This window comes from Erwinia rhapontici (assembly GCF_020683125.1).
In the GTDB taxonomy this organism is placed as follows: Bacteria; Pseudomonadota; Gammaproteobacteria; order Enterobacterales; family Enterobacteriaceae; genus Erwinia; species Erwinia rhapontici.
This window is the reverse complement of the sequence record NZ_CP085627.1, coordinates 3,754,235-3,770,986: the sequence shown is the minus strand read 5'-3', so window position 1 is coordinate 3,770,986 and position 16,752 is coordinate 3,754,235. Positions and strand designations below refer to the sequence as shown.

Below are 16,752 nucleotides of genomic sequence, written 5' to 3'. Positions count from 1 at the left end.
GCTCCGCAACTGAAATCCACCTGTTTTGTGCGTTTTTCAGTCAATTCCTTATCGCGATTAATTCTGCGCAAACGGTTTCGTAACCGGTGGGGATTCTCTATAATACCGCCCGTTTTCCCCTGTTGCGCCCAATGAAGCGTCGCCCGGCGCTTCGAGACGAGAGATCTTTAATGATGGAAATTCTGCGTGGTTCGCCCGCTCTGTCGGCATTTCGTATTAACAAACTGCTGACCCGCTTTCAGGATGCTCACCTGCCGGTGAGTGATATTTACGCTGAGTACGTCCATTTTGCCGATGTCAGCGCGCCGCTGAGCGAGGATGAAAAATCCCGTTTGCAGCGTCTGCTGAAATACGGTCCCTCTCTGGCTGAACATACCCCGGAAGGCCGCCTGCTGCTGGTCACTCCGCGTCCTGGCACTATCTCGCCGTGGTCTTCGAAAGCGACAGACATCGCCCACAACTGCGATCTCCCTCAGGTACTGCGTCTTGAGCGCGGCTTGGCCTTCTATGTGAAGGCACCGCAGTTGAGCGAAGCGCAGTGGTCAGAGCTGGCTGCACTGCTGCATGACCGCATGATGGAAACCGTCTTTGCCGATCTGAGCCAGGCCGATGCGCTGTTTGCTCATCATCAGCCTGCACCGCTGCAAAGCGTCGACCTGCTGGGTGAAGGCCGCAACGCGCTGGTTCAGGCCAATATCAAACTGGGCCTGGCACTGGCCGATGACGAAATCGACTACCTGCAGGCGGCGTTTGAAAAACTCGGGCGCAACCCGAACGATATCGAGCTGTATATGTTTGCTCAGGCTAACTCTGAGCACTGCCGTCATAAAATCTTCAACGCCGACTGGGTGATTGATGGCAAAACGCAGCCGAAATCGCTGTTCAAGATGATCAAAAATACCTTCGAGAAAACCCCGGACCATGTGCTGTCAGCGTATAAAGACAATGCGGCCGTTATGGAAGGTTCTCAGGTAGGGCGCTTCTACGCCGATCCACAGGGCCGCTATGATTTCCATCAGGAAGATGCGCATATCCTGATGAAGGTTGAAACCCATAACCACCCAACGGCGATTTCTCCGTGGCCGGGTGCGGCGACCGGTTCCGGTGGCGAAATTCGTGATGAAGGCGCAACCGGGCGTGGCGCTAAACCGAAAGCGGGTCTGGTCGGCTTCTCTGTTTCTAACCTGCGTATCCCGGGCTTTGAACAGCCGTGGGAAGAAGATTTCGGTAAGCCGGACCGTATTGTGACGGCACTGGACATCATGACCGAAGGCCCTCTGGGTGGCGCGGCATTTAACAACGAATTTGGTCGTCCGGCGCTGACGGGTTACTTCCGTACCTACGAAGAACGCGTTAACAGCCATAACGGCGAAGAGCTGCGCGGTTACCACAAACCGATCATGCTGGCAGGCGGTATCGGTAACATTCGTGCCGACCACGTGCAGAAAGGTGAAATCACCATTGGTGCCAAGCTGATCGTGCTGGGTGGCCCGGCAATGAACATCGGCCTGGGTGGCGGAGCGGCGTCTTCAATGGCCTCAGGCCAGTCTGACGCGGATCTCGATTTCGCTTCCGTACAGCGCGACAACCCGGAAATGGAACGTCGTTGCCAGGAAGTGATTGACCGCTGCTGGCAGTTGGGTGAAGAGAACCCGATTCTGTTTATCCATGACGTGGGCGCGGGCGGTCTGTCTAACGCCATGCCGGAGCTGGTGAGCGACGGCGAACGTGGCGGTCGTTTCAACCTGCGTGACATCCTTAACGATGAGCCAGGCATGAGCCCGCTGGAAGTGTGGTGTAACGAATCTCAGGAACGTTATGTTCTGGCTGTATCGCCGGATAGCCTGGCGCTGTTTGATGCGCTGTGTAAACGTGAGCGCGCACCGTACGCCGTGATCGGTGAAGCGACCGAAGAGATGCACCTGTCGCTGGCTGACAGCCATTTCGACAACACGCCAATTGATATGCCGCTGGACGTGCTGTTGGGTAAAACCCCGAAAATGACCCGTGACGTGACCACACTGAAAGTGAAAGGTGACGCGCTGGTGCGTGAGGGAATGACTGTTGCAGATGCCGTGAATCGCGTACTGCACCTGCCAACCGTGGCGGAAAAAACCTTCCTGATCACCATCGGTGACCGTTCGGTAACCGGTATGGTTGCCCGTGACCAGATGGTCGGCCCGTGGCAGATCCCGGTAGCGAACTGTGCGGTGACTACCGCCAGCCTCGACAGCTACTACGGTGAAGCGATGTCGCTGGGCGAACGTGCTCCTGTCGCGCTGCTGGATTTTGCGGCCTCCGGTCGTCTGGCCGTCGGCGAAGCACTCACCAACATTGCGGCAACCGACATTGGCCCGCTGACGCGCATCAAGCTGTCAGCCAACTGGATGGCCGCTGCCGGTCACCCGGGTGAAGATGCCGGCCTGTATGAAGCGGTGAAAGCGGTGGGTGAAGAGCTGTGTCCGGCGCTGGGTATCACTATCCCGGTCGGCAAAGACTCTATGTCGATGAAAACCCGCTGGCAACAGGGGAATGAGCAGCGTGAGATGACTTCTCCGCTGTCCCTGGTGATCACCGCGTTTGCCCGTGTGGAAGACGTGCGTAAAACCGTCACCCCGCAGTTGCAGACCGGTGATAACGCGCTACTGCTGATCGACCTGGGCAAAGGGGTCAACGCCCTCGGCGCAACGGCGCTGTCACAGGTTTACCGTCAGCTGGGTGATAAGCCTGCCGATGTGCGTGATGTGCAGCAACTGGCTGGTTTCTATAATGCCATCCAGGCGCTGGTGGCCGACGGCAAACTGCTGGCCTACCACGACCGTTCTGACGGCGGCCTGCTGGTCACGCTGGCTGAAATGGCCTTCACAGGTCACTGCGGTGTAGACGTCGACATCGCGGCACTGGGCAGCGATAGCCTGGCTGCCCTGTTTAACGAAGAGCTGGGTGCGGTGATTCAGGTCGCAGCGGCTGATCGTGCGGCGGTTGAGCAGGTCTTTGCCGCTCATGGGTTAGCTGACTGTGTGCATGTGCTGGGCCAGGCCGTGGAAGGGGATCGTTTTGTGGTCACTTCCGGCGGCTCTGTCGTATACAGCGAAAGCCGTACCACGCTGCGTACCTGGTGGGCTGAAACCACCTGGCAGATGCAGCGTCTGCGCGATAACCCAGTCTGTGCCGATCAGGAGCATGACGCGAAGAAAGACGATCGCGATCCGGGCCTCAACGTTGCACTGACCTTTAAGCCGCAGGAAGATATTGCTGCGCCTTATATTGCGACCGGTGCGCGCCCTAAAGTGGCTGTACTGCGTGAGCAGGGCGTTAACTCCCATGTTGAAATGGCCGCGGCCTTCCATCGTGCCGGGTTTGATGCGGTAGACGTGCATATGAGCGACCTGCTGGCTGGCCGTCGTGGTCTGGATGACGTGCAGGCGCTGGTTGCCTGTGGCGGCTTCTCTTACGGTGACGTGCTGGGTGCGGGTGAAGGCTGGGCGAAGTCGATTCTGTTTAATGCCCGCGTACGTGACGAGTTCGAAACCTTCTTCCACCGTCCACAGACACTGGCACTGGGCGTCTGTAACGGCTGTCAGATGATGTCTAATCTGCGTGAACTGATTCCGGGCAGTGAAGAGTGGCCCCGCTTTGTGCGCAACCAGTCCGAGCGTTTTGAAGCCCGCTTCAGCCTGGTTGAAGTGGCGGCCAGCCCGTCTCTGCTGCTGGACGGCATGGTCGGTTCCCGTATGCCAATCGCCGTATCGCATGGTGAAGGCTTCGTGGAAGTGCGTAATGATGCTCATCTGGCCCAGCTGGAAAACAAAGGTCTTGTGGCGCTACGCTTTGTGGATAACTTTGGCAAAGTGACCCAGCAGTACCCGGCGAACCCGAACGGTTCCCCGAACGGAATCACGGCGGTGACCAATGAAAGCGGTCGCGTGACCATCATGATGCCGCACCCGGAGCGTGTGTTCCGCACGGTCAGCAACTCATGGCACCCGGCAGAATGGGGCGAAGACAGCCCGTGGATGCGTATCTTCCGCAATGCGCGTAAACAACTGGGCTAATCCTCTGCGTTGACGCGATGGTAATAAACCGGCCTGAACGTGTGGCCGGTTTTTTTTCGCCTGTCTGAAAGGGATTAGCAGGGGAGTGTTGCCATTTCACAACAAATTAGATGTGAGTTGTCGTTAAATGGAGACGTTTAATTTATTGATTTTAATGGTAAAAATTAAATTTATCTGTGGGTGTTGTTATATGGCGACACTTAACCGGACCCGATGGTCAAAATTACCTGCCCGATGAATACTTCCAATGTATAAGGTTTTATTTATTAATGGCTTATAAATTTATTTTCAATGTGGCATGTTAATTGCTATAATCACCTCAGTGGCTCATTCACCTGGTTATGACAGCCCTGCGTAAGCGGACAAGTGCTCATAACACCCAGAATGACGCACAATACGGTGCCTGTCGTCCACCTCACCGATAATCGTTCACTCTGTGACGTTATCAAACATCGGACGCAACGTTGAGTAAGGCACCACCTATTCAGTTACGCTGGCTCACCGGCGTAACGCCAGTGGCCGGTTCAGTGAACCGGCCATTTTCATTTTACGCTTTCACACTTTCTTCTCTGCTCACTCTCAGCTAGCATCGCCCTAACTCCTGGAAAGAGAAATTGTGTCGTGAAGAAATGGCGTCTGTTACCGCGATCGCTACGTCAGCTGGTGCTGATGGCGTTTTTACTGGTGTTATTACCGCTGCTGGTGCTGGCCTGGCAGGCATGGGAAAGCCTCTCGGCGCTGAGCGACCGGGCGGCCGATACCAATCGCACCACGCTGACCGATGTGCGTCGCAGCGAAGCCATGGCCCGTACCGCCCTGGAACTGGAACGTAGCTACCGCCAGTATTGCGTGTTAGATGATCCGATGCTGGCACGCCTCTACCAGACGCAGCGCAGCCGCTATTCACAAATGCTGGATGCCCACGCCCCGGTACTGCCGGATATTCGTACCTGGCAAAGCCTGCGTCAGAACCTCACTCAACTCAGCCAGATGAAATGCGAAAACAGCAGCCCGGTGTCGCAGGCCGCCGATCAGCTCGAGCTGTTCTCTGCCGCCAACGGTCAACTGGTTCAGGCTACACGTGAAGTGGTGTTCTCACGTGGGTTACAACTGCAACGAGAGATTGCCGAACGCGGCCAGTATTTTGGCTGGCAGGCATTGATTCTTTTCCTGCTCAGCCTGGGGCTGGTGTTGCTGTTTACCCGTATGATTATCGGCCCGGTAAAAGCGGTAGAACGCATGATTAATCGTCTGGGGGAAGGGCGGCCGCTGGGGCACAGTCTGGCGTTCAAAGGCCCGCGTGAGCTCCGTTCACTCGGACAGCGTATTATCTGGCTCAGTGAGCGGCTGGCCTGGCTGGAGTCGCAGCGTCATGAGTTTCTCCGCCATATTTCCCATGAATTAAAAACACCGCTGGCCAGCATGCGTGAGGGCACTGAATTGCTGGCTGACGAGGTTGCCGGGCCGCTGACTGCTGACCAGAAAGAGGTGGTCAGCATTCTTAACGACAGCAGTCGTCATCTGCAAACGCTGATTGAACAGCTGCTGGACTACAACCGAAAGCTGGCTGATGGCCCGGTAGCGCTGGAAGATGTTCAGCTGCGGCCGCTGATCGACTCACTGGTTGCCGCTCACAGCCTCACGGCCCGCGCTAAACAACTCCATATCAACATCGACCTTAAGGCTGACAGCTGTCGTGCCGAACCGACGTTGTTGTTGAGGGCAATCGATAATCTTTACTCCAATGCGGTACACTACGGCGCTGAATCTGGAAATATCTGGATCCGCAGTCTTCAGCAAGGAAACCGCGTGGTGATTGAGGTCGCAAATACCGGCCCGCCTATTCCTGCGGCTGAGCGAGCAATGATCTTTGAACCGTTCTTCCAGGGAAATCTACAGCGCAAAGGCGCGGTAAAAGGAAGCGGGCTGGGATTAAGCATTGCGAAAGACTGCCTGCGCCGGCTGCAGGGCGATCTGCAACTGATCGACAGCGTTGATGCTGATGTCTGCTTTCGCATCGAATTAAACACTACCGCCGGGACGTTATTATAATGCAATCATCACGTTTTTCTGCCTTACTGCAACACAGGCGTATAGGCAGACTGACCGGCGCCTTCATACTGGCGTTTGGCCTGCTGGGGTGTAGCCAGCAGCCGTCGCAAAAGGTGGCCAGCCGCGCCGATATCACACTGAATGAGCCTGATGTTAAAATCGTCGACTATCAGCTGGTGTCCTGTGAGCATATATGGGCATTTAACGATGAGGCCGCAACGGGTAATCCTCTTTACTGGCTGCGCGCTATTGACTGTGGCATCCGGCTATCGCCAGCCGATGCACGTGCTGAAGCACGGCGCTGGCCAACGGATAACTGGCAGAGTGCCTTCAAACAGGCCGTATTGTTGAATAATGGCAATATTACCCCCGTTGAGCGTCGCCAGTATTTGAACCGTCTGGACAGTTACAGCTATGATTATCCGGCCTCTGTGCGCCCGTTAATGATGTTGTGGCGTGAAGGGCAGGGATCGCTTTTACAGCTATCCGAAGAGCGGATGCGTTATGCCCACCTTCAGGAGAGCAGTGATGGTCAACTGGATGGGCTGCGTCAGCAGCAAATCGCCCTGAAGAACGATCTCGCTGTCACCCGGCGCAAACTTGATACGCTGACGGATATTGAACGCCGACTCTCTTCGCGTCGCTCCCCGGATGCCACTGACACCAACAGCCACGGTAATGACAAAAACAACCCGGCTGATAACGCGTCACAGGATGATGACAATCCATGATCAAAAAATCGGCACGGTTACTGCTGGTAGATGATGACCCCAGCCTGCTGAAATTGCTGGGGATGCGTCTGAGCAGTGAAGGGTTCAGCGTTACTACCGCTGAAAGTGGTCCGGACGCGCTGCGCGTGCTTAACCGCGATACGCTTGATCTGGTGATCAGCGATCTGCGTATGGACGAAATGGACGGTATGGCGCTGTTCGCTGAAATCCAGAAGCTCCAGCCAGGCATGCCGGTCATTATTCTTACCGCCCACGGTTCCATTCCGGATGCCGTGGCGGCAACTCAGCAGGGCGTATTCAGTTTCCTGACTAAACCGGTCGATCGTGATGCGCTGTATAAAGCGATAGATGATGCCCTGGTCCATCGGGCGCCGACCAGCGATGAAGCCTGGCGCGAAAGCATTGTCACCCGTAGCCCGCTGATGCTGCGCCTGCTGGAGCAGGCGCGCATGGTGGCGCAGTCGGATGTCAGTGTACTGATTAACGGACAGAGCGGAACTGGCAAAGAAGTGCTGGCGCAGGCTATCCACGCGGCCAGCCCGCGTGCAGGTAAAGCCTTTATCGCTATTAACTGCGGCGCGTTACCGGAACAACTGCTGGAATCAGAACTGTTTGGTCATGCGAAAGGGGCCTTTACCGGTGCCGTCAGCAGTCGTGAAGGGCTGTTTCAGGCCGCAGAGGGCGGCACGCTGTTCCTCGATGAAATTGGTGACATGCCGCAGGCGTTGCAGGTGAAATTGCTGCGCGTCTTGCAGGAGCGTAAGGTCCGCCCGCTTGGCAGTAACCGCGACCTCGACATTGATGTGCGTATTGTCTCTGCCACCCATCGCGATCTGCCAAAAGCGATGGAAAAGAAAGAGTTTCGCGAAGATCTGTTTTATCGTCTTAACGTGGTGAATCTGAAGATCCCTGCACTGCATGAGCGGGCAGAAGATATTCCCCTGCTGGCCAATCATCTGTTGAAGCAGTCGGCTGAACGGCACAAACCTTTTGTACGTAGCTTTTCCACCGATGCCATGCGACGTCTGATTGCCGCTGCCTGGCCGGGCAACGTCAGGCAACTGGTGAATGTGATTGAACAGTGTGTCGCGCTGACCTCCGCGCCAGTGATTGGAGAGGCGCTGGTGGAACAGGCGCTGGCAGGAGAAAATACCGCGCTGCCTACTTTTGCTGAAGCCCGCAACCAGTTTGAACTCAATTATCTGCGTAAATTGTTGCAAATGACCAAAGGCAATGTGACTAACGCGGCAAGGCTGGCGGGGCGTAACCGTACTGAGTTCTATAAACTGTTATCGCGTCATGAGTTGGATGCTGCCGATTTTAAAGAATAATTTTCACTGCGGTAACGCTGCCTGATTATGGTAGTTTAGCTGCCTGAAAAGAGACGGACGTCCGGTATACCTCAGACATGTTCGGTCTGCTGCCCGTGCGCAGGCAGGCTGAGCGTAACGGGTATATAGTTAACTGATTATCCGTCCGGGCACGGAGGGAGAGAAAAGGGTCTGCCATGAAAAAGATTGATGCAATTATCAAACCGTTCAAACTGGATGATGTGCGTGAAGCGCTGGCGGAAGTCGGCATCACCGGGATGACCGTGACTGAAGTGAAAGGCTTTGGTCGTCAGAAGGGCCACACCGAGCTGTATCGTGGCGCAGAGTACATGGTCGATTTTCTGCCAAAAGTGAAAATCGAAATCGTGATTGCGGACGACATCGTGGATACCTGCGTTGATACCATCATGCGTACGGCGCAGACCGGTAAAATCGGCGATGGTAAAATCTTCGTGTTCGACGTTGCGCGCGTGGTGCGTATTCGTACTGGCGAGGAAGACGAAGAAGCGATCTGATTGTCGTTTTCGGGGTCCCAACGGGCTGACCGCATTGCGCGGCCAGCCCGTTTGCTTTTATAACGCTTTATGCGGCCCGAACACTTCGTAGTGGATGTGCTCTTTTTTAACCCCTAACTCTAGCAGCCCCTTTTCTTCCGCTTCCATAAAGGCCAGTGGGCCGCAGAGATAATAGTGCATCGCCGGATCGCTGACGCGTGATTCCAGCGGCAGCAAGTTCATCAGCCCACGCTGGTGATATTTCCCTTCATCCTGCGCCTGCGGATGGTTGTACCAGATGTGTTGCCAGAACTGCGGCAACTGCGCCCCCAGCGCGGTCACTTCCTCAGCGAAAGCATGGGTTGCGCCATTCTCGGTGGCGTGCAGCCACTGTACTGTGGCGGGATGTTTATCTTTCGCCAGCTGGTTTAGCATCGCCAGCATCGGCGTCAGGCCGACACCACCCGACATCAGTGTCACCGGCGTCTCAGCCGTGATATCAAGGAAGAAATCCCCGGCAGGGGGGGCCAGATGAACGCGCTGGCCGGGCTGCTGCTGATGCAGCCAGCTGGACATCACACCGCCTTCATCATGGCGCACTGCAATACGATAGTCACGACCGTTGGGCGTGCGCGTCAGGGAATACTGGCGAATCTCCTGATTCTCAAAACCCGGGTCTTTCACCCATACCGCCAGATACTGCCCGGCTTTATAATCTGCGACCGGTTGGCCATCGACGGGAGTCAGGATAAAACTTTTGATCACGGAACTCTGCGGGACGATCTCGCTGATAACAAATTCACGATGGCCACCGCGCCAGCCGCCGACTTTTTCTTCGGTTTCTTCATAAATCTGCTCCTCACGCTGTACAAAAATTCCGGCCAGTACGCCGTAGGCTTTGCCCCATGCTGCCAGCACCTCTTCACCCGGATGCAGCATTTCATCAATACTCGCCAGCAAGTGCTCACCGACGATCGGATAGTGATCGGGACGAATAGCGAAACTGGTGTGTTTCTGCGCAATTTTCTCTACGGCAGGGCCCAGCGCGGCGAGGTTATCCAGATTGCTGGCGTAGGCGCAGATGGCATTAAACAGCGCTTCCGGCTGATTACCTGTGCTCTGGTTGCTCATATTAAAGATGTCTTTCAGCTCAGGGTTGTGGGCAAACATCCGCTGATAGAAATGCGAGGTCAGGCGAGGGCCGAGTGCAGCAACGGCGGGGATAGTAGATTTGACGATGGCAATGGTTTGGCTGTCCAGCATGGTGTGCTCCTTAGCAAGAAATTAAACATGTATTTAAAATGCATGTTATTCGCAACATACTCCGCTGTAAATACACCTTTAGAGTGAGAGGGTATTTTTCCGCACGCGATGTACGGTCTTGTTGAAAAAACAGCATCTGGCAGATGAGGAGAATTCCTTATCCGGGACTTGCAAAGAACAGTAACTAACCCTTGCCACAACTGAAGCCAATCGTTTGCGTAAAAAGGCAGTGGTTAAGCTATTCAACAGGTGCATAAACAGTTTAAACTATTGCCCATCGCTCCCCAGCGGGGGCATTCATTATTGCAAGTCAGTTGAGTCAGGAGATGCAAATGTTAAAACGTGAAATGAACATTGCCGATTATGATGCCGATTTATGGCAGGCGATGGAGCAGGAGAAAGTGCGCCAGGAAGAGCACATCGAGCTGATTGCTTCAGAGAATTACACCAGCCCACGTGTTATGCAGGCTCAGGGATCTCAGCTGACGAACAAGTACGCTGAAGGTTATCCGGGCAAGCGCTACTATGGTGGTTGTGAGTACGTGGATATCGTTGAGCAGCTGGCTATCGACCGTGCTAAAGCCCTGTTTGGTGCAGACTACGCCAATGTGCAGCCACACTCCGGTTCCCAGGCTAACTTCGCGGTATACACTGCGCTGCTGCAGCCGGGCGATACCATTCTGGGTATGAACCTGGCACACGGCGGTCACCTGACTCACGGTTCCCCGGTTAACCTGTCTGGTAAGCTGTATAACGTCATCCCTTACGGCATCGACGAGACCGGCCAGATTGATTACAACGAACTGGCTGAACTGGCGAAAAAGCACCAGCCAAAAATGATCGTTGGTGGTTTCTCTGCTTACTCTGGCGTGTGCGACTGGGCAAAAATGCGCGAAATCGCAGATACCGTTGGCGCTTACCTGTTCGTTGATATGGCGCACGTGGCGGGTCTGATTGCAGCTGACGTGTACCCTAACCCGGTACCTCATGCGCACATCGTGACCTCCACCACGCACAAAACCCTGGCAGGCCCACGTGGCGGCCTGATCCTCGCGGCTGGCGGTGACGAAGACCTGTACAAAAAACTGAACTCTGCTGTCTTCCCTGGTGGCCAGGGTGGCCCGCTAATGCACGTTATCGCGGGTAAAGCTGTCGCCTTCAAAGAAGCGATGGAGCCTGAGTTCAAAACCTACCAGCAGCAAGTGGCTAAAAACGCTAAAGCAATGGTGGAAGTGTTCCTGGCACGCGGCTACAACGTGGTTTCTGGCGGTACGCATAACCACCTGTTCCTGCTGGACCTGGTAGACAAAAACCTGACCGGTAAAGAAGCTGACGCAGCCCTGGGCCGTGCCAACATTACCGTGAACAAAAACAGCGTGCCTAACGATCCGAAAAGCCCGTTTGTGACTTCAGGTATTCGTATCGGTTCCCCGGCTGTCACCCGTCGTGGTTTTAAAGAAGCAGAAGTGCGCGAACTGGCAGGCTGGATCAGCGATATTCTCGACAATATCAATGATGAAGGCGTGAGCGAGCGTGTGAAGAAGCAGGTGCTGGAAATCTGTGCACGCTTCCCTGTATATGCATAAATTCGTCCTTACCTCCTGATTTAATGGGAGCCTGAGTACAGATAGCGGGACACGAAAGTGTCCCGCTATTTTTTTATCCTGTGCGGCGGTGTACATTAGCCTCCACTTTGTCGGAGGGAAAATGACGATACGTTCCACGTACTGGCTTGGACTGAGCTACTTCACCTATTTCTTCGCCTATGGCGTCTATTTACCGTTCTGGGGCGTCTGGCTAAAAGACAGCGGCCTGCAACCGGAAAAAATCGGCCTGCTGCTGGGCTGCGGCATGATTGCCCGCTTTGCCGGTAGCCTGCTTATCGCCTCACGCGTCACTAACCCTTCACGACTGATTAGCGTCCTGCGCCTGCTGGCTTCGCTGACGCTGTTATTTGCGCTGGGCTTCTGGGCAGGTTCCCAGTGGGTGTGGCTGCTGCTGGTGATGGTCGGATTCAATCTGTTCTTCTCACCGCTGGTGCCGTTGAGCGATGCGCTGGCCGCAACCTGGCAGCGACAGATCGCCCTGCCTTACGGTCCGGTGCGGTTGTGGGGTTCCCTGGCGTTTGTGATCAGCTCGGCGCTTACCGGTGTGCTGGTGACACATTTTTCCTATCACGCCATCCTGATGCTGCTGTGTGTGGGATGCGGGGCGATGATTGCAGGTATGATGCTACGCCCGGCGGTGATGCCGCAGGGGATGGAAAAACAAACCGAACATAGCGGATGGGCGCAGTGGAAGCAGATGCTCAGTGAAACCGCTGTCTGGCGCTTCCTGCTATGCGTGACGCTGATGCAGGGGGCGCATGCCGCCTACTACGGCTTCAGTGCCATTTACTGGCAGGAAGCAGGCTACTCGTCGAGCATTGTGGGCTATTTATGGTCGCTGGGCGTCGTGGCTGAAATTGTGGTGTTTGCCGCCAGCAACCGACTGTTCCGCCGCTGGAGCGCACGCGATCTGCTGTTGCTGTCCTGTGTCTGTGCTGTTTTACGCTGGAGTATGATGGCGTCGTCCACGGAACTGGGTTGGCTTGTCGTTGCACAAATTCTGCACTGTGGCAGTTTCACTATTTGTCATCTGGCGGCTATGCGCTTTATCGCTGCCCGCGACGGGAGCGAGGTGATCCGCCTGCAGTCAGTCTATTCCGCACTGGCAATGGGCGGTGGCATTGCTCTGATGACCATGGTGTGTGGTGTGCTGTTCCAGCACCTGCAAGGCGGCGTGTTCTGGGTGATGGCACTGCTGGTTGTGCCAGTGCTGTTCCTGCGGCCAAAAGTGACCTGATTATGACTCCAGCAGCAGGCGGATACTGCGCTGCTGGTGTTCGCCCAGCGGCAGTTCAGCATGGATCAGCGGTGGTGAGTAGAGCGGCAGCGGCGTGGCATAAGGCGTGATCACCAGCGCGATCCCTTTCGGTGCGCTGTGGCGCTGAAAGTCGGCAACATCCTGGTACTTAATCGTCAGCGGCAGCAGCGTCAGTTCACGCAGCTGCTGCTCAACCTGCTGCTCCAGTTCGCTATCACGACCAATCAATAACAACACCTGCTTCTCTTGCAAGGCGCTTTCCTGCATCAGCCATGCGCCAAAAATAATCGCAATCAGACCCATCTCTTCATCGGTGAACTGCACGCTGTATTGTTGTTCCAGCGCGGCGATAGCCTCACGCGTAGTACGCAGCAGACGCGGGTACTGCTGGGCGATATCGTCAACCAGATTGTGATCGATGCCGATGGAAAACAGAGTACGCTCCAGCGCCTGCGCCAGATGCGTATAAAGTTGTGCGCTTAGGCCCGCGTCATTACTGAATACCATGCCAGACAACGCCTGAAAGCGCTGAATTAACAGCTCCACGGACTGGAGAAGTTGGCGTTCATGAGCGCTGAGGGTGTGTTGTCTCTGGGGAACATGCAGTTGGCTGAAGAGCAGGGCGAGTAACGCAACCTCATTAACCGCCGCCTGATAGCCACGTTTACTCCAGCAGCGGGCAATCGCCTGTGCCAGTGAAAACTCCGGTTTACCTTCGATCCAGTGCAGTTGCTGTGCGGTAAAGTCCGGCTGGCAGTGCCAGGCGAGAGCATAGCGCAGCCAGACCTGTAAAAATTGGGTATCGCGAGCGCTGAACTCGCGGTCCAGATGAAGTGAACAATACTGGACCAGTGCTGCCAGGTTATGCTCATCGTACAAGGCCTTATCCACTGGCAGCGTCTGAAGTTGTTGCTTAATGACGGAGGAAAAGTCGTTATGGATAAACGCCGGAGACAGCCGCAGAGCCCGCCGTAAGTTATGTAGCAGGCACAGACGCTGATCTAAATGCGTTCCACGAAGGCGCAACGCGCCCAGCTCATCCAGCTCAATGGCAAGATGGTGATAGCGCTGGATTTCCTCTGCCACCTCCGCTATATCTTGCCGGGTTACGGCGTGATCCACACCGTTAAGCTGGCAAACCGATTCCACCGTGACGAAGGATTCAGGCAGGCAGAGCATTAAAAGCAGGTGGCAACGGCGCTGTGGACTGGAGAGGACAGACATTTCAGGTGAGTGTGTACTCATCATCTGTGATCCCAGTAGCGATTGATTATGCTAAGAATAGCCTTAGCCAGCCACGTTGTGGTCAATCGAGTCAGTTTTATTCAGAGCTTTTAAGACAGGTCACAAAAATAATCGACAAAAACTGGAGTGGAGTTTAATTTGTTACATTATAACAGGTGTGCAGCGGGGGCCGCAGGGCTGATAATCGTTTTGTCCCCGGTTGCCATGGCGCATCCGCACAGCTTTATCGATATGCAGACCACGCTGGTTCATCAGGGCGATCGGCTCACCGGGCTGAAAATGCGCTGGGTGATGGATGAAATCACCTCTGCCGATCTGTTATACGATGCAGGAACGGCAAAACCGGATTCAGTGGTTTGGAAAAAACTGGCGGCAGAAGTGATGGCTAATGTGTTAGGCCAGCATTACTTCAGCGAATTCTGGCACCAGAAGCAGCCGGTGAAGTTCGATAATCTGCCGCCGGAATACCATCTTTCACGGCAGGGGCATCAGGCGGTGCTGGAGTTTATTCTGCCGCTGGCACATCCGCAGTCGCTAAAAGGCCAGCGGTATACGTTTTCCACTTTTGATCCCACTTACTTTGTAGATATGTATTACGACTCTGAAAAAGCACTGACAGTCCCGGCAGAACTGGTATCACAATGTCATTTCGAGCTGCAAACCCCCAAACCGGATGCCTCCATGCAAGCCTATGCGCTGTCACTGGATAAAGCAGATGCGCCAGCGGAAGAGATGGATCTTGGTCGCAAGTTTGCCCAGACGGTGACGCTGATATGTCAGTAAGTGGCCTCAGCCGCGCTCCGCGTAGAGGGGCGATATGGCCGTTCGCGCTGTTGATGTCAGGGATGCTCCTGGGAGGGCTGTGGATTTGGCAGCACTGGCCGCAAATCCTGTTGCAAAGCATTATGTGGCAGAAGAGTCTGCATCAGCAGATGACCGGGCTGTTACAACAGGTTGCCAGCAATCCTCATCAGGCCGGGCTGGCGCTAATGGGTTTCAGCCTGCTTTATGGCGTATTACATGCGCTCGGCCCCGGCCATGGCAAAGTGGTGATAGCCACCTTTCTTGCTACCCACCCGACGAAAATGAAAACCAGCCTGCAACTGACGCTGGCCGCGGCTGTAGTGCAAGGGGCAGTGGCGATTGCGCTGGTGACGATAATGCTGGGCGTGTTGCAACTCTCTTCGCGCCAGATGCATCTCAGCAGCTACTGGCTGGAAAAAGGGAGCTATCTACTGGTGATCGGCCTGGGCCTGTGGCTGTGCTGGCGAGCCCTGAAAAAATTGTGGCTGCAGCTGCGCCCGGCACCTGTCCGAATGACCATCACCCGTATTTTGCCTGCGGGGCATCAGCACAGTGAACACTGTGGTTGTGGGCATCAGCATGTGCCGGACAGTGCAATGTTGTCGCAGGCGATGGGATGGAAAACGAAGGTCGCGGTGGTACTGTCGATGGGGTTACGACCCTGCTCGGGGGCCATTATGATGTTGCTGTTTTCAAAGGTGATTGGTGTTTACTTCTGGGGGGTGCTATCCGCGCTGGTGATGGCGGTGGGAACGGCGTTAACGGTATCGTGCATGGCGCTGGTGGTACAGCTCTCGCGCTCCCTCGCACAGCGTTTAACACGTAATACAGGATCTGCTGCCTGGCATGTAGTGGCATTGAACTGTCTGGCTCTGACCGGTGGCGTGCTGCTGATTGCCGCTGGAGCCATGCTGTGGCTGAGTGCGCAACCCGCGATGTCAGGCGGTATCCGACCGATGTTCCTGCAGTAAATCTTGCGCAGGGGGCAGGCATGCCTGACTCAGGGCGCGGCATGCCGCGCCCCTGGGACGAATTAACGCTTCAGCGCTTCACTCAGTTCATCACGCATGTTGGCCAGCATCGCTTTCACGACGCGTGGGTTACCTGCAACGATGTTACCTGAATGCATATAACCATGCGCGCCAACAAAGTCAGTCACCAGACCGCCAGCTTCACGCACCAGCAGCTCACCCGCGGCGAAATCCCATGGCTTCAGACCAATCTCGAAGTAACCGTCCACGCGACCCGCAGCCACATAGGCCAGATCCAGCGCAGCAGAACCGGTGCGACGGAAGTCAGCACACTGGGTGAACAGTTTGCCGAGGATATTGATATACGGAGTGGCGTGCTGCTTCAGTTTGAACGGGAAGCCGGTGGCCAGAATGGTGCCATCCAGATCGCGGGCGGTGCCGCCGCGCAGACGATAGCCGTTAAGCTGGGTGCCCTGGCCGCGTACGGCGCTGAACAGTTCATTACGCATTGGATCGTAAACAACGGCAACTTCAGTACGGCCTTTGATGCGAACGGCAATAGAAATACAGAAGTGGGGAAGGCGTTTGATGTAGTTGGTGGTGCCATCCAGTGGATCGATAACCCATTGCACATCCTGGTCTTCGCCTGGCAGTTCACCGCACTCTTCAGAGATGATGGTGTGCTGTGGGTAAGACTTGCGGATCACTTCAATAATCTGGCGTTCCGCTTCACGGTCAACATTGGTGACAAAGTCATTGCTGCCTTTCTGGCTGGCTTCGACGGAGTCCGGGGTTTCATAGTGCTTGGCAATTACGTTTCCGGCCTTGCGCGCAGCGCGCACGGCAATGTTGAGCATTGGATGCATAGTTAAGTTTCGTCTCGCTGGATGTTAAAGAACGGTTTACCCTTCATTCTTGAAGCTGTCGCTGTGTTAGCTGCA

The 16,752-nt window shown here is 55.3% G+C and carries 12 protein-coding genes; 9 read left to right on the top strand and 3 right to left on the bottom strand.

Going from position 1 to position 16,752, the window contains the following annotated elements; all coding sequences use genetic code 11:
- Positions 1-170 precede the first annotated feature (170 nt).
- From purL to glnB, 5 genes are all read left to right on the top strand, one after another.
- Complete coding sequence (purL, locus tag LJN55_RS17415; RefSeq protein WP_227534946.1) at positions 171-4,055, top strand: phosphoribosylformylglycinamidine synthase; 3,885 nt, start codon at positions 171-173, stop codon at positions 4,053-4,055.
- 621 nt (positions 4,056-4,676) lie between these two features.
- Complete coding sequence (locus LJN55_RS17410; RefSeq protein WP_133845846.1) at positions 4,677-6,107, top strand: sensor histidine kinase; 1,431 nt, start codon at positions 4,677-4,679, stop codon at positions 6,105-6,107.
- A complete protein-coding gene (gene qseG, locus LJN55_RS17405; protein WP_227534945.1) occupies positions 6,107-6,838 on the top strand; it encodes a two-component system QseEF-associated lipoprotein QseG in 732 nt (243 codons plus the stop codon). The genes LJN55_RS17410 and qseG overlap by 1 nt, the downstream gene beginning before the upstream one ends.
- Complete coding sequence (gene glrR / locus LJN55_RS17400) at positions 6,835-8,169, top strand: two-component system response regulator GlrR (RefSeq protein ID WP_133845848.1); 1,335 nt, start codon at positions 6,835-6,837, stop codon at positions 8,167-8,169. Before qseG ends, glrR begins: the two co-directional genes overlap by 4 nt.
- Positions 8,170-8,345: 176 nt before the next feature.
- Positions 8,346-8,684, top strand: a complete 339-nt coding sequence (gene glnB / locus LJN55_RS17395) for a nitrogen regulatory protein P-II (protein WP_062744629.1) — start codon at positions 8,346-8,348, stop codon at positions 8,682-8,684.
- Between the two features lie 57 nt (positions 8,685-8,741).
- Here the strand turns inward: glnB and hmpA are convergent, their stop codons facing one another.
- Complete coding sequence (gene hmpA, locus LJN55_RS17390) at positions 8,742-9,926, bottom strand: NO-inducible flavohemoprotein (protein ID WP_133845849.1); 1,185 nt, start codon at positions 9,924-9,926, stop codon at positions 8,742-8,744.
- A gap of 332 nt (positions 9,927-10,258) precedes the next feature.
- Between hmpA and glyA the strand changes: the two genes are divergently transcribed.
- Together glyA and LJN55_RS17380 are read left to right on the top strand one after the other, a co-directional pair.
- On the top strand, positions 10,259-11,512 hold the full coding sequence (glyA, locus tag LJN55_RS17385; protein WP_133845850.1) for a serine hydroxymethyltransferase: 1,254 nt from the start codon (positions 10,259-10,261) through the stop codon (positions 11,510-11,512).
- Positions 11,513-11,633: 121 nt separating this feature from the next.
- Positions 11,634-12,770 carry a 3-phenylpropionate MFS transporter gene (locus LJN55_RS17380; protein WP_133845851.1) on the top strand — a complete coding sequence of 379 codons (1,137 nt, stop codon included), beginning with the start codon at positions 11,634-11,636 and terminating at the stop codon, positions 12,768-12,770.
- On the opposite strand, the gene csiE is transcribed toward LJN55_RS17380, so the two are convergent.
- Positions 12,771-14,039, bottom strand: coding sequence for a stationary phase inducible protein CsiE (csiE, locus tag LJN55_RS17375; RefSeq protein WP_133845852.1), 1,269 nt, complete (start codon positions 14,037-14,039; stop codon positions 12,771-12,773).
- A gap of 201 nt (positions 14,040-14,240) precedes the next feature.
- Here csiE and LJN55_RS17370 point away from each other — a divergent pair, with 201 nt between their 5' ends.
- Both LJN55_RS17370 and LJN55_RS17365 read left to right on the top strand, forming a co-directional pair.
- The gene (locus LJN55_RS17370) at positions 14,241-14,819 is read left to right on the top strand and encodes a DUF1007 family protein (RefSeq protein ID WP_265105966.1); all 579 of its coding nucleotides are present in this window, start codon (positions 14,241-14,243) and stop codon (positions 14,817-14,819) included.
- On the top strand, positions 14,810-15,811 hold the full coding sequence (locus LJN55_RS17365) for a nickel/cobalt transporter (RefSeq protein WP_227534943.1): 1,002 nt from the start codon (positions 14,810-14,812) through the stop codon (positions 15,809-15,811). The genes LJN55_RS17370 and LJN55_RS17365 overlap by 10 nt, the downstream gene beginning before the upstream one ends.
- A 62-nt stretch (positions 15,812-15,873) precedes the next feature.
- Here LJN55_RS17365 and suhB read toward each other — a convergent pair whose 3' ends face one another.
- Positions 15,874-16,677: an inositol-1-monophosphatase gene (gene suhB / locus LJN55_RS17360; RefSeq protein ID WP_133845855.1), complete on the bottom strand. Its 804-nt coding sequence runs from the start codon at positions 16,675-16,677 to the stop codon at positions 15,874-15,876.
- Between the last annotated feature and the right edge of the window lie 75 nt (positions 16,678-16,752).

Coding starts and splice junctions, on each gene's coding strand:
- purL (WP_227534946.1), top strand. CDS start 171: ATGATGGAAATTCTGCGTGGTTCGCCCGCTCTGTCGGCATTTCGTATT.
- qseG (WP_227534945.1), top strand. CDS start 6,107: ATGCAATCATCACGTTTTTCTGCCTTACTGCAACACAGGCGTATAGGC.
- glrR (WP_133845848.1), top strand. CDS start 6,835: ATGATCAAAAAATCGGCACGGTTACTGCTGGTAGATGATGACCCCAGC.
- glnB (WP_062744629.1), top strand. CDS start 8,346: ATGAAAAAGATTGATGCAATTATCAAACCGTTCAAACTGGATGATGTG.
- hmpA (WP_133845849.1), bottom strand. CDS start 9,926: ATGCTGGACAGCCAAACCATTGCCATCGTCAAATCTACTATCCCCGCC.
- glyA (WP_133845850.1), top strand. CDS start 10,259: ATGTTAAAACGTGAAATGAACATTGCCGATTATGATGCCGATTTATGG.
- LJN55_RS17380 (WP_133845851.1), top strand. CDS start 11,634: ATGACGATACGTTCCACGTACTGGCTTGGACTGAGCTACTTCACCTAT.
- csiE (WP_133845852.1), bottom strand. CDS start 14,039: ATGATGAGTACACACTCACCTGAAATGTCTGTCCTCTCCAGTCCACAG.
- LJN55_RS17370 (WP_265105966.1), top strand. CDS start 14,241: ATGGCGCATCCGCACAGCTTTATCGATATGCAGACCACGCTGGTTCAT.
- LJN55_RS17365 (WP_227534943.1), top strand. CDS start 14,810: ATGTCAGTAAGTGGCCTCAGCCGCGCTCCGCGTAGAGGGGCGATATGG.
- suhB (WP_133845855.1), bottom strand. CDS start 16,677: ATGCATCCAATGCTCAACATTGCCGTGCGCGCTGCGCGCAAGGCCGGA.